Source organism: Oceanobacillus sp. J11TS1, assembly GCF_018333215.1.
In the GTDB taxonomy this organism is placed as follows: Bacteria; Bacillota; Bacilli; order Bacillales; family Amphibacillaceae; genus Oceanobacillus.
Map to the genome: position 1 here is coordinate 160,909 of NZ_BORO01000006.1, position 19,486 is coordinate 180,394.

Annotated in this window: 20 protein-coding genes, 1 pseudogene and 2 other annotated features (1 of these 23 cut by a window edge); of the genes and pseudogenes, 15 read left to right on the plus strand and 6 right to left on the minus strand. The window is 38.1% G+C overall.

What is annotated here, in order from left to right:
• Positions 1-2: a binding site (T-box leader), on the plus strand; it begins 263 nt to the left of the window's first position.
• 64 nt (positions 3-66) lie between these two features.
• Positions 67-1,752, plus strand: a complete 1,686-nt coding sequence (locus KI343_RS07230; protein WP_212925755.1) for a 2-isopropylmalate synthase — start codon at positions 67-69, stop codon at positions 1,750-1,752.
• A gap of 147 nt (positions 1,753-1,899) precedes the next feature.
• Here KI343_RS07230 and KI343_RS07235 read toward each other — a convergent pair whose 3' ends face one another.
• The gene (locus KI343_RS07235; RefSeq protein ID WP_212925756.1) at positions 1,900-2,226 is read right to left on the minus strand and encodes a four-helix bundle copper-binding protein; all 327 of its coding nucleotides are present in this window, start codon (positions 2,224-2,226) and stop codon (positions 1,900-1,902) included.
• A gap of 349 nt (positions 2,227-2,575) precedes the next feature.
• Here KI343_RS07235 and KI343_RS07240 point away from each other — a divergent pair, with 349 nt between their 5' ends.
• Positions 2,576-3,121: a methylated-DNA--[protein]-cysteine S-methyltransferase gene (locus tag KI343_RS07240; protein ID WP_280530119.1), complete on the plus strand. Its 546-nt coding sequence runs from the start codon at positions 2,576-2,578 to the stop codon at positions 3,119-3,121.
• A gap of 139 nt (positions 3,122-3,260) precedes the next feature.
• Here the strand turns inward: KI343_RS07240 and KI343_RS07245 are convergent, their stop codons facing one another.
• Both KI343_RS07245 and KI343_RS07250 read right to left on the minus strand, forming a co-directional pair.
• Entirely contained in the window at positions 3,261-3,974 is a 714-nt protein-coding gene (locus tag KI343_RS07245) for a uroporphyrinogen decarboxylase/cobalamine-independent methonine synthase family protein (protein ID WP_212925757.1), read from the minus strand.
• Positions 3,975-4,152: 178 nt separating this feature from the next.
• Complete coding sequence (locus tag KI343_RS07250; RefSeq protein WP_212925758.1) at positions 4,153-4,353, minus strand: hypothetical protein; 201 nt, start codon at positions 4,351-4,353, stop codon at positions 4,153-4,155.
• Between the two features lie 234 nt (positions 4,354-4,587).
• Between KI343_RS07250 and KI343_RS07255 the strand changes: the two genes are divergently transcribed.
• From KI343_RS07255 to KI343_RS07275, 5 genes are all read left to right on the plus strand, one after another.
• Positions 4,588-4,914, plus strand: a complete 327-nt coding sequence (locus tag KI343_RS07255) for a hypothetical protein (RefSeq protein WP_212925759.1) — start codon at positions 4,588-4,590, stop codon at positions 4,912-4,914.
• 355 nt (positions 4,915-5,269) lie between these two features.
• Positions 5,270-6,559, plus strand: a complete 1,290-nt coding sequence (locus KI343_RS07260) for an MFS transporter (protein WP_212925760.1) — start codon at positions 5,270-5,272, stop codon at positions 6,557-6,559.
• A gap of 246 nt (positions 6,560-6,805) precedes the next feature.
• Positions 6,806-7,591: an ABC transporter ATP-binding protein gene (locus KI343_RS07265; protein WP_212925761.1), complete on the plus strand. Its 786-nt coding sequence runs from the start codon at positions 6,806-6,808 to the stop codon at positions 7,589-7,591.
• Positions 7,592-7,687: 96 nt separating this feature from the next.
• On the plus strand, positions 7,688-8,764 hold the full coding sequence (locus KI343_RS07270) for a hypothetical protein (protein ID WP_212925762.1): 1,077 nt from the start codon (positions 7,688-7,690) through the stop codon (positions 8,762-8,764).
• Between the two features lie 395 nt (positions 8,765-9,159).
• Complete coding sequence (locus tag KI343_RS07275) at positions 9,160-10,056, plus strand: diacylglycerol/lipid kinase family protein (RefSeq protein WP_212925763.1); 897 nt, start codon at positions 9,160-9,162, stop codon at positions 10,054-10,056.
• A 75-nt stretch (positions 10,057-10,131) separates the two neighbouring features.
• On the opposite strand, the gene KI343_RS07280 is transcribed toward KI343_RS07275, so the two are convergent.
• Positions 10,132-10,377 carry a phage holin gene (locus KI343_RS07280; protein ID WP_212925764.1) on the minus strand — a complete coding sequence of 82 codons (246 nt, stop codon included), beginning with the start codon at positions 10,375-10,377 and terminating at the stop codon, positions 10,132-10,134.
• Between the two features lie 269 nt (positions 10,378-10,646).
• Between KI343_RS07280 and KI343_RS07285 the strand changes: the two genes are divergently transcribed.
• The 7 genes and pseudogenes from KI343_RS07285 to KI343_RS07315 all read left to right on the plus strand — a co-directional run bounded on the left by KI343_RS07285 (position 10,647) and on the right by KI343_RS07315 (position 17,254).
• Entirely contained in the window at positions 10,647-11,432 is a 786-nt protein-coding gene (locus KI343_RS07285; RefSeq protein WP_212925765.1) for a lytic polysaccharide monooxygenase, read from the plus strand.
• 197 nt (positions 11,433-11,629) lie between these two features.
• On the plus strand, positions 11,630-12,568 hold the full coding sequence (locus KI343_RS07290; RefSeq protein ID WP_212925766.1) for an NADP-dependent oxidoreductase: 939 nt from the start codon (positions 11,630-11,632) through the stop codon (positions 12,566-12,568).
• A gap of 45 nt (positions 12,569-12,613) precedes the next feature.
• Positions 12,614-12,835, plus strand: a binding site (T-box leader).
• Positions 12,836-13,150: 315 nt separating this feature from the next.
• Positions 13,151-15,082, plus strand: a complete 1,932-nt coding sequence (gene thrS, locus KI343_RS07295; protein WP_244856804.1) for a threonine--tRNA ligase — start codon at positions 13,151-13,153, stop codon at positions 15,080-15,082.
• A gap of 399 nt (positions 15,083-15,481) precedes the next feature.
• Entirely contained in the window at positions 15,482-16,024 is a 543-nt protein-coding gene (locus KI343_RS07300) for a GNAT family N-acetyltransferase (RefSeq protein WP_212925768.1), read from the plus strand.
• 195 nt (positions 16,025-16,219) lie between these two features.
• Positions 16,220-16,621: pseudogene (gene fosB / locus KI343_RS07305) on the plus strand (metallothiol transferase FosB); the annotation flags it as partial.
• 178 nt (positions 16,622-16,799) lie between these two features.
• A complete protein-coding gene (locus KI343_RS07310) occupies positions 16,800-16,985 on the plus strand; it encodes a hypothetical protein (protein ID WP_212925769.1) in 186 nt (61 codons plus the stop codon).
• A 14-nt stretch (positions 16,986-16,999) separates the two neighbouring features.
• Positions 17,000-17,254, plus strand: a complete 255-nt coding sequence (locus tag KI343_RS07315) for a spore coat protein (RefSeq protein ID WP_212925770.1) — start codon at positions 17,000-17,002, stop codon at positions 17,252-17,254.
• A gap of 92 nt (positions 17,255-17,346) precedes the next feature.
• Here KI343_RS07315 and KI343_RS07320 read toward each other — a convergent pair whose 3' ends face one another.
• Positions 17,347-17,964 carry a response regulator transcription factor gene (locus KI343_RS07320; RefSeq protein WP_212925786.1) on the minus strand — a complete coding sequence of 206 codons (618 nt, stop codon included), beginning with the start codon at positions 17,962-17,964 and terminating at the stop codon, positions 17,347-17,349.
• 490 nt (positions 17,965-18,454) lie between these two features.
• Entirely contained in the window at positions 18,455-18,835 is a 381-nt protein-coding gene (locus tag KI343_RS07325) for an SLAP domain-containing protein (protein ID WP_212925771.1), read from the minus strand.
• 159 nt (positions 18,836-18,994) lie between these two features.
• Between KI343_RS07325 and KI343_RS07330 the strand changes: the two genes are divergently transcribed.
• On the plus strand, positions 18,995-19,210 hold the full coding sequence (locus KI343_RS07330) for a DUF2187 family protein (RefSeq protein WP_212925772.1): 216 nt from the start codon (positions 18,995-18,997) through the stop codon (positions 19,208-19,210).
• Positions 19,211-19,486: the final 276 nt, after the last annotated feature.

The following is a 19,486-nucleotide window of genomic DNA, read 5'->3' on the forward strand; positions in this document are numbered from 1 at the left end:
TAGCAAAATAATTTGCTGGAGACGAAGGGCTTTTTTTATTTCATTTAATTGGAGGAGGATTTAATTATGTTTAATCATCAAAAATACGAAAAGCAATATTTTTTGCCGCCGACCCTTTCTTATGATTGGGTGAAGAAGGAAACAGTGGAGAAGGCTCCAACTTGGTGCAGCGTGGATTTACGAGATGGAAATCAGGCATTGCCAATCCCGATGAATTTGGAAGAAAAGCTTGCGATGTTTCAGCTATTAGTAGATATAGGTTTTAAAGAAATCGAAGTTGGTTTTCCGGCAGCTTCTGAGACAGAGTTTAAGCTGCTGCGAACGCTGATTGATAATCATATGATTCCGGATGATGTAACCATTATGGTGATTACACAAGCGAGAGAGCATATTATTCGCAAAACGTTTGAAGCGGTCCAAGGGGTGCCGAAAGCGATTGTGCACTTATATAATTCTACTTCAGAAGTACAGCGCAGACAGGTATTTCAAAAATCAAAAGAAGAAATCAAACAAATTGCCATTGATGGTGCTGTGTTAGTAAAAGAACTTGCTGAACAAACAGAAGGCGATTTTTCTTTCCAATACAGTCCAGAAAGCTTCCCGGGAACAGAGGTGGATTATGCACTGGATATTTGTAATAGTGTGTTAGATATTTGGCAACCGACACCTGACCATAAGGTGATCATCAATATTCCGACAACGGTGGAAAATGCGATGCCTCATATTTATGCAAGTCAAATTGAGTATATCCATAAAAATCTGCTTTATCGGGATAGCGTTACGCTGTCGATTCATCCGCATAATGACCGCGGCTGTGGAGTAAGTGACGCGGAATTTGGAGTCCTTGCCGGTGCAGAGCGGGTAGAGGGAACCTTATTTGGGATTGGCGAGCGTACAGGAAATGTGGATTTGATTACCTTGGCAATGAATATGTATTCCCATGGATATGATCCAAAACTGAATTTCAGTAACTTAAATGCGATTCGAAAACAATATGAGATGCTGACGAGAACCGCAGTTCATGAAAGACAGCCTTATTCCGGTGATCTTGTTTTTACAGCGTTTTCTGGCTCGCATCAGGATGCGATATCCAAAGGGATGAAATATCGCGAAGAAAACAACGTAGAGAAATGGGATGTCCCATATATTCCTATCGACCCGGTTGACGTAGGAAGAAATTATCAAACAGATGTGATACGGATTAATAGTCAATCAGGAAAAGGCGGAGTCGGCTATATGCTTGAAACAAATTATGGAATTAAACTGCCGTATAAAATGAATGAAGCAATGGGATATGCAACGAAAAAAGTATCTGATGAAATGAATAAGGAGTTGTCAGCGGAAGAAATCTATCAGGTCTTTAAGGAGAATTATATTGATTATCATCCATATTTTGAGCTAGCGGATTATCACTTTAACAAAGGGACAGGGAAGGAAGTCACTTTAAGCATTTTAACAGATGGTAAGCAAATTGAGATGTATGGAGAAGGTGCTGGAAGTCTGGATGCCATCAGCAATGCATTAAAAGACTATTTTGATTTCGATTATGCATTGGAAGTTTATGAGCAGCATTCATTAGGCAAGGACTCTTCCGCAGAAGCCTGCGCACAGATTGGTATTTCCCATTATGGGGAGATTTATTGGGGAGCAGGGATTCATGAGGATATTACAGCAGCATCCGTTTATGCTTTAGTGGTGGCAGTAAATAGACTGGAAGATGCTTTAGTAAGTCAAAGAGAAATAGTGAAGTGATGTGGTTTAGAGAAGATAAAGGAAAATGTAGTTAATATTGAAGTACACCGACAAATAAAAGAAGCTCCTTTCAAGTAAATAGATGAAAAAAGGAGCTTCTTATTTATATAGGGGAAAAGAAGAGTAATCTACGAAGCAGCCTTTTGGCTAAGCGACATTTTTACAAGCTTCGGCACACTGGAAACAGGCATTCGCGCATTTTTGGCAATGCTCATGTTCATGTTTTTGGCATTCGTTGCCGCAAGCTTCACAAATTTTAGCGCAAAGAGAGGCTAATTCAGATGCAAATGGTGAGTTTGTACATAACACTTGGGCAAAATGGGAACAAATATCTGCACATTCCCTGTCTAATCGTATACACTGCTCCATCATCTTGACGTCGTCTTCCTTTAGACAGGCGTCAAAACAGTGGTTACATGCTATAATGCATTCTTGTAATGCCCGAATGACTTGTTGGTGCTGTTCATGAGACATGTTAAAAACCTCCTGATTGTATTTTATACATCATAAATTAATTTTTCCTAATCAACCTTTTATATACCAAAGTATTAGCCTAACAAGGTCTCTAAAAAACAATACCCGACAATAGCGAAACGTAAACGATATAAACAGTGTTATAAGGTTCAATTAGAAATAAAAAACGTTTCATATCTTGCTTTTTAATTGGAAACATCTTTTTTTCTGTTCTCTTCGGTGTACAATGAAAGGAGCGGTGATTACCTGCGAGTTAGGGATAACCCTTTTGTTTATTTTCAACAGGTTCGTATGAAAAGAGTAAAACCATATTTAATCCAGAAACAAAATTCAAAGGAAGGTGTTCACAGTGAAAAATAACCAAACAGAGATCATTTATTTTGGGAAATTAGAGCATAATGGTTGGTCCATGTATCTTGCTGCAACGGATAATGGATTATGCTTTGTCGGCTCACAGAATAAAGAACTAGCTGAAGTAGAAAATTGGGTTGCTAAAAAAAGAGCAAGTGCAATGCTAGTTCATGATGAAGAGAAGATTCATCCTTATAAAGAACAGTTCATTTCCTATTTAGATGGGGAAAGAGTGGAATTAGATTTACCAATTGACTTAAGAGGGACTCCTTTTCAACAATTGGTTTGGAGAGAGCTGCAGAAAATCCCTTATGGTAAAACGGTCACTTATATGGATATTGCAAAGCAAATAGAAAAACCAAAAGCTGTCAGAGCGGTTGGTGCTGCCATCGGTGCCAATCCGGTAATGATTAGGGTTCCATGCCATCGTGTTGTTGGAAAGGATGGCAAACTGACGGGATTTCGCGGGGGCATCCCGATGAAGGAAAGCTTATTGGCATTAGAGAGGGAAAAGGTTTTAGAAGATGTTCATGGAGCTCCATGAAAATGACATAGTCCTTCTACGCTGCCCCTATATGTTGGCAGGCATAAAACGTAGAAGTCACCATATCTTCTTATTTAAAGTCTAGCACTTTTCTTACGACTGGAATTACTTATACGTTTTTACTCCAATAAGTTTTATCTTAAAGAAAATCCTGACAAGAAACTAAGAGGTCAATCTTTTTCCACTGTATTTCTTCAGCAATAGAATTTCCTTCTTCAACGGAAGCGAAGCCGCACTGTGGAGATAGTGCAATGTTATCGCCTACCACCGATTTAGCTTCCAGATATCTTTTCTTTATATCGTCATGCGTTTCCAATACAGTGTTTTTAGTAGAAATAAGACCGACTACAAATGTTGCGTCTGTATCTTTCAGCACTTTCCAAGGCTCAAAAGATCCGGAACGTTCATCATCATATTCCACAAAGAAACCGTCATAAGGAAGCTTGCTTATAACCTCTGCAACAGAATCATAAAATCCTGAAAAAAGTGGATTTCCTTTAAAGTTTCCTTTACAAAAGTGCGTTGCTATGGCCATTCTTTCTGGCTTGTGCTCCAGCGCTTTTTTGGATACACGGCTAAACCAGTCCAAAATTTCTTCTTTTTTGTACCCGAGAGCGAAAACTTTTTCGTTGAATGCATCATCAATCATATAGGTCCATGAGGTATCATCAATTTGTAAGTAACGACAGTCATGATCATATAAATCTTGGATTGCCGCTTGAAATGCTGTTCCAATGTCTTCAATAACTTGATCAATATCGTTACCATAATAGGGCGTATCCTTGATCCCCAGCTGCAGGAAATGATCTACCAGAATCATATTCGGTCCGGAGATGGATTTCTTTGCTTCCACTCCATCGTATTTTTTAGCAAGGCGATGTAAATAATTCCAAGCTTCGATTTCTGGATGGCTCTTGTTTCGATTATAAGAAATTTTTCCTTCAATATATCCTAACTCAATTTGGTTCGTTACTCCATTAATTACCTTATCAAAATGCTTTGTAGTAAAGCCGTCGAATTCTTTCAGCCAGTCAAGATGCCACCATCTGCGCGTCTGTAACGACTTTTAGACCATGTTCCACTTGCTTTTCCACTAAATCTGCAATTGCCTGATCTTCTACTTCTCTCAGTGCTTTCAAATCCATTTCTCTATTGAAATAGCTTGCGCGGGCATGTTTGATTTCTTCAGGTCTTAAAAAAGAACCTACAATATCGTATTTTATATTCAACATATTTGTTTCCCCTTTTTTCCATATGATTCTCGTAATGTGTTAATTATAGACTTATTTATAAAAGTCTGTAATATACTAAAAACGTATGGTTGGTTATAGATTTAAAGTATAGCGGGTTAGCTTTTCGGATGAATACTTCTGTCTCGAAGGGTTCCTTTTCCTGAAATGAAAATTTTAATGTTAAAATGATACGGAATTGGTATAATACTTTAAAAAAGGGAGGAAATTGAGGATATGAATGCACTCATTTTTGTATTATTATGTATGATCGGATTACCTCTTACTGTTCTTATTCATGAAACAGGTCACGCACTAGCTATTATCGGTATCACCAAAAAAAGTAAGGCAAAAATTCATCTAGGTGATTTTTCTGATGCCAATAAGGAAAATTTCCAGATAGGAAGAATTCATTACCATATTAATTGGGGGATATCTGGGACTTGTTATTACATAAACAGTTCTGAGAACATAACAAAATTTCAACGTGTGATCGTTGCGTTGGGAGGCCCGGTGGTATCAGCTGCTTGTACGATTATTTTTTTTAATCCTTATATATATTAATTCCTTCCCTGGTTTTGTTAATTATTTCTTAACTGGTATGGTTTGGATGAACCTCTTTCAATTTATAATGACTATTATCCCGGTGACTTATCCTAAATGGATGGGAGCATATAGTGGCATGGAATCAGATGGATATCGTGTATTATCTCTATTAAAAAGGTCTTAATTGGGACTTTTTAAATAATTGTATGCTATGAGCATCCGTGTTGGGCATTGCCGTTTGAATAGGCTCCATGGGCTGCTCATTTATTAAAGATTTCGGAATACATCTATTATATTGAACTATCAGGTGTTTGGTGCTATGATTTTCATATTCTGATAATTTTTAATAGTTATATAGAAGGGAGATTGGGGTTTGAACAAACAGAAAGAAAAAATAAAAGAATACATAGAATCACCTAAAAAACAACAACAGTTGTATAAACGAACCTTGACTGTTGTTATTCTTGCTCAAATTTTTGGAGGTGCCGGTCTCGCTGTAGGGGTTACGGTTGGGGCTTTGTTAGCACAGGATTTATTAGGTGCTGACAGTGTAACAGGGGTGCCTTCCATGTTATTTACATTGGGTGCTGCAGGAGCTGCCTTGTTTGTCGGAAGGGTATCACAACGTTATGGACGCCGTTTTGGACTGACTGCCGGATTCTTAGGTGGAGCCCTTGGAGCTGTAGGGGTTATTATAGCGGCTGTGTCCGAAAATATTATTCTGCTATTCCTTGCACTGCTGATTTATGGTGCAGGCTCTGCAACTAATCTACAGGCGCGCTATGCAGGAACAGATCTGGCAAATTCTGATCAGCGTGCAAAGGCAGTAAGTATGGCTATGGTATCAAGTACTCTAGGGGCTGTAGCTGGTCCTAATTTAGTTAGTATAATGGGGAATATGGCAACGTCTATTGGTATACCTGCGCTTGCTGGCCCTTTTTTATTAGCCGCCGCCTCATATTTTCTTGCTGGGCTTATCTTCTTCCTTTTACTACGTCCAGACCCGTTTCTTGTGGCTAAAGAGATTAGACTTGCAAAGGAATTAAGCCATACCCATTCATCAGGAACTGAGGGAGAGCACCTGGAAATAGACAAAAGAGGAATTTTTGCTGGTGCGTTTGTTATGATTATCAGTCAATTTACCATGGTTGCTATTATGACAATGACTCCAATACATATGGGGCATTACGGTCACGGGCTTAATGATGTTGGTTTTGTCATCGGGCTTCATGTGGGAGCGATGTACCTTCCATCATTAATTACCGGCTATCTTGTGGATAAAATTGGACGCGTGAACATGGCATTTATCTCAAGTATTACGCTGTTGCTTGCTGGAGTAACAGCAGCTTTTGGACCGCCAGAATCCATTGTTGCACATGTGGCAGCTTTAATATTGCTTGGACTTGGCTGGAATTTTGGTTTGATTAGTGGAACAGCGATGCTGGTAGACGCTACTTCAGCTATTACCCGTGCAAAAACACAAGGATCTGTAGATGTCTTGATATCGCTAGCAGGTGCAATTGGCGGTGGATTATCAGGAGTGATTGTTGCCCATGCGGGGTATATGACTTTAACTTTATCTGGGGTAGTACTTGCTATATCTATTATTCCGGTAGTTATCTTGGCAATAGGGTATTTGAAAGAATGGCGACTAAATCATTAGATGCGATCACTAGATAAGAGGTTCATATTTTAGTGTGTGTTCAAAAAGGAGGATAAAAAGGACCAAGAAGTTCGAGGCGGCGTAGCCTTTGAGTACCGGAACGTATGTAAAAAATACGTGAGGAACGGAAAAGCAAGCCAACGAAGAAATTCGAAGTGTCATTTTTACCGGACTTTTTGAACATCCTCTTTTAGTATTCTAGCATAATAATTTACTGATTTTTCAACTGTAGAGAGGTGAGGAGAAATGGAGAAGATTGTTCATTTTAATAACGTAACGTGGCGTAGAAATAATCAAGAAATTCTAAGTGAGATTAACTGGCAGATTAAAGAGGGAGAACATTGGGCCATTTTAGGTCTAAATGGTTCAGGGAAAACGTCTCTTTTAAACATTATTACTGGTTATAACTATCCAACGTCAGGGAAAATGATTGTACTCGATCAGCTTTTTGGACGAACAGACATACCTGAATTACGAAAATCTATTGGTTATGTAAGCAGTGCGCTGGACCGTTTTCAAGAAACGATACAACTGGAGCCCGTTGAAAATATCATTGCAAGCGGAAAATTTGCTTCCTTTGGTATATATGAAGAGGTATCAGAATCCGATTGGCAGTTGGTGGATAAAATTCTTTCCGACCTTCGATTAGAATACTTGCGCGGAAAAAAATACAGCGTCCTCTCTCAAGGGGAAAGAAGAAGGGTTCTAATTGGTCGTGCGCTTATGAGCAGGCCGGAAATTCTCATTCTTGATGAGCCTTGTTCTGGTTTGGATATTTTATCTCGTGAAGAAGTATTAGAGCTGATGGAAGATTTAAGGAAGGATACACATTTGCTTTATGTGACACATCATATTGAGGAGATTACTGAGGCGATTTCCCATGTAGCCTTAGTTCGTGACGGGAAATTAGTTGCTACTGGTAAAAAAGAAGAGGTTTTAACAGATAATTTATTAAGTGAAACATTTAAAATTCCTGTTCAAGTTCATTGGGATGAGGGTAGGCCCTGGTTAACGATTGAAAAAAGAAAATAACTATTGGCTACTTTTTGAACTTACCCTTATAGATATTTCTAATTTAATAGAAAAAGTGTATGATAAGAAAGGAGAAATACGAATGGGGGTAAAAAAGTGAAAAACAGAATTTTTATGGTTATCGTTATAGCCATCGCTTTACTGCTGGGAGCTTGTAATAAAGAGAAAGAAGAAGTTCAAGAACCAGCATCAGAAACGGAAGAGCAGACTGTAGAAATTTCTGAACTAGAGGAAGCAGAAGCAGAGGAAGTATTACAAACCTACGCGGATACATATCAAAAGGTTATTGAAAATGTAGAGGACGATGGAGAATTAGTGGATTTTGATTCTGTAGCGGACCTTAAAGAAGAATTTGTAACTATTATGTCGGAGGAATTAGCGGATGACATTATTGCTACTTTTTTTAAAGAGAATGAAGAAGGTCTAATCTATACAGATACATCAGAAACACCCGTCTGGTTAGATGATAAAGAAGCGTATCAGTTTGAAAAGGTAGAAGATGATTTGTATGAAGTAGAGCAAGAACAAGCTGACCATGAAATCATTGTTACTTACTCTATATCCTGGGATGAGGAGAAATGGATTGTCTCGGATGTGGAGATAGAAGAAATTCCAGCAGAGGAAAGCAATGATTCAAATAATGATTCGGATGCAGAGACTGATCCAAACGGTCAAGAAGACAACGCAGCAGCTGATGATTCAACAGATGAAGAGGAAACAAATGGTGATGCGAATCCAACAACAGATGAGAATGCAATAAATGATAACGATGCGAAGACAGCAGATGAACAAGAGGATAACCGAACAAGTGCTGACTCTGAGAACGAAGCAAGCGAGCAGAAACAAGATGGTTCCAGTTCGGATGGGAATGGTGATACAACTGGTTCTGACGCATCTGGAGAGGATCAAGATTCAGACTTAATGGAAGATGATGGGGAGAATCCGGAAGACGCTACTGCACCAATGAGTGAGTCAAAAGCTGAAAGTATTGTGAAGCAGCATTTAAATATTACGGACGGTGATTTCCATGTAGTAACCGATCATCAGGATGAAAATGGGAACTATGTCATTCAAGTATTTGAAATCATTGAACAAGGCGATTCCTCACATACTTCCACATATGGCTGGTTCATCGTCAATAAAGATACAGGTAATGTAGAGCAAATGCAATAATGTAAAGTTATAAGGGTGAAGCTGATGAGACGTTTTTTAATGACGTTTCATCAGTTTTTTCTTTAGCGGAGTTTCAATAAGTCCGGTAAAAATGACACTGCGAATTTCTTCGTTAGCTTGCTTTTCCGTTGGGACTGCGATTACTCGCCCCATCAAAAGCACTACTCACGTATTAATTGCATACGTTCCGTTACTCAAAGCTACGCCGCCTCGAACTTCTTGGTCCTTTTTATCCTCCTTTTTGAACACACACTTTAAGCGGATTTTCAAAAAGCAGGTTGGCTTTATTTCTTACAGTTCTACAGACGTTTGTTTTACGTGTATAATGTTGGGGAAAAGATTTCGTGTACTTACTTAGGAAGCGTAATATTTTTAATTAGCGAGGAGTGGAAAAGGTGAAAAAAGTCGCTTTAATCATAAATCCGCAAGCTGGAAAGCAAAAATTAGAAAAAGAGCTGGATGAAATTGAATCTCGGCTAAAGGAAGCATTTGAGGAAGTTACCATTTATCAGACAGAGCAAGAAGATGATGGAAAAAGGCTTGTTGAAAAATATGCGGAAAAAGTCGATTTATTAATAGCTGGGGGAGGCGATGGAACGGTTTTTGAAATAATGAATGCGCTGGTTCCTTTGGAAAATAGGCCCGTGTTTGCTATCTTGCCAGGAGGTACTTGCAACGATTTTTCACGTACACTTGGTATGAGCCAAAAACCGTTAGAGGCAGTGGAACAAATTATTTCGCAGAAACGTATTCGCGTAGATGTCGGTAAATATCATAGAAGCTACTTTTTAAATTTCTGGGGGATTGGTATTATTTCAAAAGTTGCTGAAGAAATGGATGAAGCAAATAAGCAGCTTCTTGGAAGAATTTCTTATTATTTGAATACATCCAAGTTGGTCTTTCAAAATGAAGCTTTTTCTTTAAAGCTACGCAGCAAGGAACTAAATTACGATGATCAAGCAGAATTGCTGGTTGTCGGAAACGGATCTTTTCTTGGAGGAATCCAATCCTTTTTTCCAAATGCAGATGTGCAAGATGGAAAATTGGATGTGCTGATTGTCAAAGAAGCAAAGCTGAAGTATTTAAAAAAATGGCTGGAGGCCAAAATACAGGATGATTATCCGGAGAATGAAGAAGATGATGATATTATTTATTTCCGGACAAGCAGATTAGAGGTGTCAGCTTCACCGGAACAGAATATTGATTGTGATGGAGAATTTTTAAATAAAACACCAGCGACTGTTGAAGTGCTCCCCAGTCATCTAGAAATGATTTATGGGGAAATGAATTAAGGTCAAAAGCTGACGGTAAAGGAAGCATATCTTGGATAAGGATGTGTAAGCACCTGACCGTCAGCTTTTTCCTTTTTACTGTTTAAGCTTTTCCATGAATTTATCCGCTTCTTTTGCAGACGATGTATAGCTGTTATTTTTCCAGTGATTCCAAATTTCTGATATAAATAAAGCAATTAGGGATAATACCGAAACAAGCTCTTCATTCGAAAGAGGAATGAGTTGATAACCGAAAAGCATGGCTGCTGTATTTAAAAATACGATAATTAATACAGCCAGCCGCACCCATTTGTTATTTATTTTTGCTAATTTTTCAAGCATAGACCAAGCCTCCTTTTTATAAGTTATGGGAGACTGCTGATTAATATGAGGGAAGGATGGCACAATTGAAAAAATAAATTGTTACATAAATATTAAATATGTTACATTAGTATTAAACATTATAATCTTTGTTGACGCTTACATTTGTAATGGTATTATAAATGTAAGATGGTTATAAATTACTCTACCTTGTCAATGATACCTTTGCACCTTAGATGATTTTAGCTTCTTAATTCATAACTGTCTAAAACAAATATAGGAGGAGTTTTATGCAAAAGTTATTTCAGGACAGGTCGCTGAAGTATCTTGGAACATCCATTGTTTCACTCGTCTTTTTCATGTTTGTTGGTTTAGGAGCAGCTGCCGCACATGGTTATATCGAGCAACCGAAATCAAGAGGGTTATTGTGTAAGGAACAGGTGAATACAAATTGCGGTGCCATTCAATGGGAGCCGCAAAGTCTCGAAGCGCCAAAAGGATTTCCGGGAGCAAGTATTCCAGATGGAAAAATAGCTTCTGCTGGAGGGGCATTTCCAGAATTGGATGTACAGACGGCAGATCGATGGGCAAAGGTGAATTTGAATTCGGGAATAAACACATTTACTTGGCACTTAACAGCAAAGCATGCAACAACAAAATGGCATTATTATATCACCAAGCCTGATTGGAATCCAAATCAACCGCTAACAAGAGATCAATTTGAGCTCGTTCCGTTTTATGAAGTATATGATGGGGGAGCAAGACCAGGGGAGAAAGTAACACATCAAGTGACAATTCCAGAGCGCACAGGTTATCATGTTATTTTAGGAGTCTGGGATGTTGATGATACTGCGAATGCTTTCTATAATGTCATTGATGCTAATTTTGGTGGGGAAGGAACGGAGCCGGGACCGGAAGAGCCTGATCTAGGAATTCCAGCTTATCCAGAATGGGATGCTAATCTTGTTTATCTTGGAGGAGACAAGGTAACGTATAATGGAAAGACTTATCAAGCAAAATGGTGGACAAAAGGTGAAACACCGGGAAGTTCCGGGGTATGGGAGCTTGTAAAATGAAGGGATGAATTCGCAGATAAAACTTTTAGAAAGCCTAACAGGCATTTCTAGAAGTTTTCTTTTTTTTGCATAGGAAGTAGTGCATAGCGCAATGCATCCATAAGGAAATCAGTTTTAAGATTAAATAAAGAGAAGAAGGGAAAAGATGAAAGAGAGTTATTAGGATCATGGTTAATCTGAAAAAGGAGTGGATTAGAATGAAAGCAATTATTATAGAAGAATACGGAGATGCTTCCGTTTTAAAGGAAGCCGATGTGGATGTACCGAAAATCAAAGCTGACCAGGTGTTGTTGGAAGTTTATGCTACTTCGGTGAATCCGATAGATTGGAAAATACGGGAAGGTTATCTTAAAGATGGTATCTCGTTGGACTTTCCAATTATCCTTGGCTGGGATGCAGCGGGGATTGTAAAGGAAGTTGGAAACAAGGTAACAAGTGTAAAACCAGGAGACCGAATATTTACCAGACCTGCAACCACTTCCCAAGGAACGTATGCGGAGTACGTTCCGGTTGATGAAAGTCGATTAGCGAAACTGCCTGATTCCATATCATTTACGGAGGCTGCTGCTGTGCCGCTTGCAGGCCTGACAGCTTGGCAATGTCTATTTGATTTTGGCAAATTGCAAAAGGATCAAAAAGTACTTATCCATGCCGGTTCAGGAGGTGTTGGAAGTTTTACTATTCAATTTGCCAAACATGCTGGAGCGTATGTAGCAACAACAGCCAGTGAGAAAAATAAGGCTTTGGTCCATGATCTTGGTGCTGATCAATTTATTAACTATAATGAGGAAGATTTTGAAAAAGTACTTTCAAATTATGATTTAGTTGTAGACACGTTAGGTGGCGACATTTTAGATAAAAGTATGAATGTACTGCGCTCAGGTGGAAAACTGGTATCTGTCTCAGGCCAGCCGGATCAGGAAAAAGCAAAGCAAAAAGATATTGAAGCAGATTTCTTATGGTTAAGAGAAAATGGGAAACAATTGGCGGAGATTGCTTCTCTTATGGAAAGTGGTAAAGTCAAATCGGTCATAGGAAGTTATTATCCGTTAACGGCAGAAGGCTTAAAAGAAGCACATCAGCTTAGTGAGACAGGCCATTCAAAAGGAAAGATTGTCATTGAAGTTAAAAAATAATCTTGCATAGATTTAAAAAATTTAGTATGATATGAAATAATTTAATGAATAGCGATGAAGAGGACATGAATTACCTTGGAAGGTTTAAAGAGAGGAGAGCAGATGCTGAGAGCTTTCTAACCAAAAAAGGATAATTTACCACCTCTGAGCTGCGTTAGGGTAACAACTAACGCCGTAAAATGCAACGTTACTGCAAAATGAAGCTGTCAAATATTTTTTTGATGGAAATTTGGGTGGAACCGCGGAGATAACACATTCGTCCCTTCTTAGGAAGGGGGGATGTGTTTTTTTAATACAATAAGAGATTTTCTATGATTTCAAAACGATGAAGAGGACATGAATTACTTTGGAAGGTTTAAAGAGAGGGGAGCAGATGCTGAGAGCTCCCTACCAGAAAAAGATAATTTACCACCTCTGAGTGTGTTAGGGTAACAACTAACGCCGTAAAATGCAACGTTACTGCATATGAAGCCGTCAAATTTTTTGATGGGAAATTGGGTGGAACCACGGAGCATATTCGTCCCTCTGTATAGAGGGAAGGGTATGCTTTTTTATATTCAAAAAAATGAGGAGTGTTAAATTATCATGAATGACGTGACAATTAAATTTCCCGATGGAAGAGAAGACAAAGTAGAAAAAGGGATCTCTTTGAAAGAAATTGCATCAAAAATATCCATAAGTTTAGCGAAGAAAGCCGTAGCAGGAAAAGTGAATGGCAAGCTTGTGGACGTAAGTTATCCTATTTTAGAAGCGAGTCATATTGAGCTATTAACACTGGATTCGAAGGAAGGATTAAAAGTTATGCGACATACTGCTGCGCATGTCCTGGCACAGGCTGTTCAGCGCCTCTACGGCAAAGAGAATGTTCAGTTCGGTATCGGCCCGGTGATTGAGCATGGCTTTTATTATGATATAAAGTTTCAGGAATCCATTAATCAATCAGATTTGATGAAGATCGAAAAGGAAATGAAACAAATCATTCAGGAGAATATCCCGATTACTTCGTATGAACTCTCTTTAGAGGAAGCAAAGGAGTATTTTAAGAAGCAGAATCAGCCGTATAAGTTAGAGCTATTAGAAAGCATTCCTACTGATGAATCAATTACAGTTTACGAGCAGGGAGACTTCTCGGATTTATGCAGAGGGCCACATTTACCGTCAACTGGATTTGTAAAGGCATTCCATTTAAGAAAAATTGCTGGAGCATATTGGCGCGGTGATAGTAATAATGAGATGCTTCAGCGTATTTATGGCATTGCATTTGCTAAGCAGAACGATTTACAAGAACATCTTCAATTTTTAGAGGAAGCAGAGAAGAGAGATCACCGAAAACTTGGAAAGCAATTAGATTTATTCATGTTTTCCGAAGAAGCACCAGGCATGCCATTCTATTTACCAAATGGTCAAATTGTCCGCCAAGAGTTGGAGCAGTTTTCCAGGGAAGAGCAAATAAAAGCTGGTTATCAAGAAGTACGTACACCGCTTCTCATGAATCAACGATTATGGGAAGCATCGGGGCATTGGGACCACTATCATGAAAATATGTATTTCTCCGAAGTGGATCATGCGAACTTTGCATTGAAACCAATGAATTGTCCAGGGCATATGTTAATTTATAAGCAACAGCTTCGTTCTTATCGTGATCTCCCAATTCGTCTTGCTGAATTTGGGCAAGTACACCGTCATGAATACAGTGGAGCTTTAAATGGACTGCTTCGTGTTCGAACTTTTTGCCAAGATGATGCACATATTTTTGTGCGAGAGGACCAAATCGAAGCGGAGATGGAAAAAGCAATTGGCCTAATTGATAAAATTTATGGTGTGTTTGGTTTTAGTTATGCTGTGGAACTGTCTACGCGTCCAGAGAAATCTTTAGGAAACGATGCTGCTTGGGAACTTTCTGAACAGGCGTTAGAAAATGTTTTGAATCAAATGGAGATGCCTTATCAGATAAATGAGGGAGATGGTGCCTTTTATGGACCTAAAATTGATTTTCATATCAAAGATGCTTTAGGTCGCAGCCATCAATGTGCAACACTGCAGCTGGATTTCCAGATGCCAGAGAAGTTTGATTTAACTTATGTGAATGCGAATAACGAAAAGATGAGACCAGTCGTTATTCACCGTGCTATTTATGGTTCAATCGACCGCTTTTTAGGGATGCTTATCGAACACTTTGCTGGTTCTTTTCCAACTTGGCTGGCACCTGTTCAAGCTATGATTTTACCTGTTTCTTCTGTTCATCAGCCTTATGCGAACCAATTAAAGGATACCTTTAAGCACGCGGGTGTACGTATAGAAGCGGATTTTCGAGAAGAGAAGCTTGGACTGAAATTAAGAGAAGCGCAGATGAAGAAGATTCCTTTTATTTTTGTTGTTGGTGACGAAGAGGAAGAGAAAAAGACAATAAATGTACGTAAATATGGAGAGAAGCAGAGTGAAAGCTTTGCTGTCATGGAAGTATTAAAAGGACTTCAAAAAGAGATCGATGAAAAGGTAGGAAGAAACGTATAATTTTTTAATACCATTTGGTTTTTGGAAAATCACTCCGTGTATCAATGTGTAATCACTATTGGTACCAGCATACGGAATATAAAAAATTCTTACAGTAATGAAGCCTGATGACAAACATCGTCATCGGCTTTTTACTGCTGTATTGTCAAGTATGGGATGTCTAGATGAGGGAGAAGATAGGGGAGCGAAGGCATTTAGATGATGTGAAAGAAGAAGCTTTTTCCTTAGCCTGACTCGTGGTATAACTTTCCCTAATCTCTCGTCCTACTGATGCGATAGATCAATTGTGTAAATACCCAAATTCATTCTACTGACTAATCCAGTGATAAAAGAACAAATACTCCCATTGGCTGATCTTTTGTTTTATAATAAAGGGGTAATATAGCAGGAGGTTTTAAAATGAATTGGTTCCAACGATTAAATGAATATTTCCCAGAGGAGGAAATGAAAGCAAAAGAGCAATTAGAAGCTTTACTGAGAGATAAGCCGAATCATTATTATAAAGATGAAAGTGATTTACATATAATGATGTACGCAGAATATACGGAATTTGTCTTTGTTGATTTCTTATGGGTCTCTGAGAAGGCGCGTGGAAGAGGAATAGGCAAAAAACTGATTCAGAAGCTAAAAGATAAGAAGAAAACAATCCTATTGGAAGTCGAGCCAGTAAACGAAGATGACGAGGATACAGAGAAACGTCTGCGCTTCTATTTCCGTGAAGGATTTAAGGTTTCGAGAGCTATTTCGTACTACTTCCAAGCGTTAGTGTCTCGTTCGGAAACGAAGCTAGATATTATGTATTGGGACGAGCAGGAGAAGACAGATCAACAGCTATTAGATTACATGACGATCATTTATGAAGATATTCATTCTTATAAGCAGAAAGAAATCTATGGGTATGAGCCGAAACCAACAATTGAAGTGTTAAAACTAGATGCGTAAGAGGAGGGATCTTCCATCCAAATTCAAGGTATAAACCATATTCTTCCGCAGTGCAACTGGCTGTAAGACTCCACGTTAAGATTAGAGTAGACTCGAAACTTCTAAGTGTGAGATCAAACAGCCAGTAGCGGCCCAATTGGCTCAACTACCATTCAGTGGGGTGAAAAGAACCCCACTGAATGAAGTTTCACTTTATTCTCTGTTTCTGATTTAGAGAAGGCTGTCGCGTTTTACCAAAATGTATTTGATGCAAAATTACTTGTAAAAGGACGCTCTACCGCTTATTTCGATTTAAGCGGAATTTGGCTTGCGCTTAACGAAGAGAAAGATATTCCCCGTAACGAGATTCATGCTTCCTATACACATATGGCATTCTCCATTAAGGCAGAGGATTTTAAGGCATGGGAGAAGCATTTGAAACAATTAGATGTTCCTATATTAGAAGGGAGAGAGCGGTCAGAAGAGGACAAGCAATCCATTTATTTTACGGATTTAGATGGGCATAAGTTTGAGTTGCATACAGGGACGCTTCAGGACCGATTAACCTATTATCAAAACAAAAAGAAGCACATGACCTTTTATCCGGAACAACTATGACTTTAAAGACATGGTTCAAAAGCCCGGTGAAAATGACATATCTCTACTACAATGCCTAATCGTAAAGCACGAATAGAGTGCTGCATCGGATAAAGCAATAATAGACCCTCTTATTAGCATATAAAGTGATTCTTTGGGCATAATAACCCCGATAAGTTTTTGGAAAGGGGTTTGTTTAATGAACCAATTAACGCAAACAGAACTGGAAACATTGCGGAAAGTCATTGGAGAGCATGGAATGATCATTAATAAGTTGGAAGCTTATGCGGAGCAAGTGCAAGATCCAGCGCTGAAATCAATACTCCAATTTGACGCTCAGGATGCACGCAACGCGCAACAACAATTGATGTCATTTTTACAATAGGAGGGTGATTGGGAATGTTTCAAGATAAAGATATTGTGAATGATTATTTAAATGGGCTGGGTGCAAGTCTAAAGGGCTATGCAGGTTATATTACAGAATCTAACAATCCTCAGCTTCGTCAGAAATTTATTGAACTGAGAGACCGTGATGAAGCACGCCAGCTAAAAGTTTATCAATACGCGTTACAAAATGGTTATTATAAGCCTGCTAAGGCAGCAAGTCCTCAAGAAATTCAACAAGTGCAAAATGAATTGTCTCAAGGCAGCTAACTAAAACAGTATAGGCATCGAGCGTTTTGATACTTATAAAAAACGAGAAGTCTGCTAAATTCATAGGACTTCTCGTTTTCTTCAACAACTGATTATATCCACCCTTTGCGGTATGCTAGAAGCATGGCGTTTGTTCGATCATTTACATGAAGCTTACGTAAAACAGTTGTGACATGATTTTTAACGGTTTTATCGGAAATCTCTAAATTTCTCGCGATCATTTCGTTATTATTTCCGCGTGAAATCTCAAGTAACACATCCCATTCTCGTTTTGTTAGCAGGCCTTCGGGACGAGATTGTAATGTGTAAGAAAGGTTCAAAAACTCTTCGTACAGATCTTTAGCTAATTCAGGATAGACGTAAATATATCCTTCGTGAACAAAACGGATTCCCGAAATAATTTCATTTAGACTCATGTTTTTAACAAAATAGCCATCGATATCTAATTCGTATAGACGAATAGTGTCTTTCATATGCAAATTTGGCAAGATAATTGCAGTTTTTACATTTTTTAACTCTTCCTGTTCGAGAATTTGTGTGATATCGTTGTATTGGTATATCGGAATCATAACTAGGTCAGGTGTGTTTGAGGGTTCAATTTTGAAATCATCTAAGTCTCTCAAAGATATAATAGAAATATTTAAATTCGTTTTTTCAGACAATGTAAATTCATCAATAAAATTTAAAGTTCTGTTCGAAGTTGGAGTCATACTCAAAATTATCATCTCCTGTCATTTGAGTGAGTATTGTCGTGATGTAAACTTAAAATCTCATAGTTGTTGGCACTTGAAGTTAGTCAGCTATATCCTAGTATAAAGAATTGATTTGAAAAGTTATACTATTTTGTTCTTAAAGTACGTGTTCAAAAAGTGAGTAGCGGAAAAGCAAGCTAACGAAGAAATTCGTAGCGCTATTTTTACTGGGCTTTTTGAACAACCTTTTAAAAAATGAATAATTATGCAGTCTTATTCTTTGGTCTAGCAAGTCTAAAATCTTTCAGCAAAACTATTCGAGTCTTCCGTCTTGTAAGAAAAGGACTATGAAATTTTTAGGTTCCTATTAATGGAATCATATTTTCAAATATAGCATAGGATTACGTGAATTTAAATTCTGGAAAAGAATTTAAATGAAAAATGATAGTAAACTCCCGGTTCCCTATAGTAAAAGTCCCTACGTATGCATGAAAATCCAAGTAATATACTATTTATAAACTAGGTAGCCGCCTAAGCGAATGGATTTTTCTGTAAAAGTTGTCTCTGGAAAAATAAAGGTCCAAGGCATGCTGGAATCTGGTGGCACTATAACCCTTTTTAGCGTAAAGGTATTTGTCGCTTTGACATCATCATCTTCTACGTACTGCAATGTTATATTTTTAAATGAAAACTCTTTCTCGCTATAGTTATTAATCAAAACAGTAACCAATAAATCTGAACGATGATTTATTGCTTGCCATAAAGGGGTAAATGAAAGCTGTTTGTCCGTTTCACCTAATCGTACTAAACTTTGAAATTTTTGTTCTATTTTGCGACGGTCAATATCTGGGAGTGCTTTATCCCATGTTGGTTCATAAACAAGGTTCATAACAAATTCCTCCTTAAAGATACCTTGGTTATATAAGATTCGAACAAAGGTCTAAATTTTTAGCGTTTCTTTTGAAAAAAAATGTGAATCCTTTTACACTTATGTTACGATAGATAGGTTAAATAACTCGTCTTCTGCGATTTTAAAGGAGGTTATAACATGGAAGAAGAAAACGTAGAACAACAGCCGGTGAAAGCAGAAAATATAGCTGAAGTCGGTGAAACAATTAGTATTGTTCGGGGAGAGCAGAAAGGTAAGAAAGCAGAAGTACTTATTGTACGCGAAAATTCTGTTATTGTTCGTATTGGAAATCATCCTACAACTGGAGAACCGATTAAAACAGTGGTAAACCATAAAAATTATAAAAGAAAGTAAATAGGATGTATATTTATAACACCCCTGGTATATTGTATGCCAGGGGTGTTTAAATTACATAAAAGGAAGTGCATCTTCCAGAAGCTGACCATATGCGACAGGTTGTAGCAGTATGTTTGATTGTCATATTGAATTCTGAAGACCAAAATGAGGCTGGGACATAACTAGCCAAAAATAAAAAAGATGGATTTCACATTGAGTTTTGAAGTGAAATCCATCTTTTTTGAAATCATTTATAAGTAGATACATAAAAAAGCGGCTAGAGGCAGTGTATCT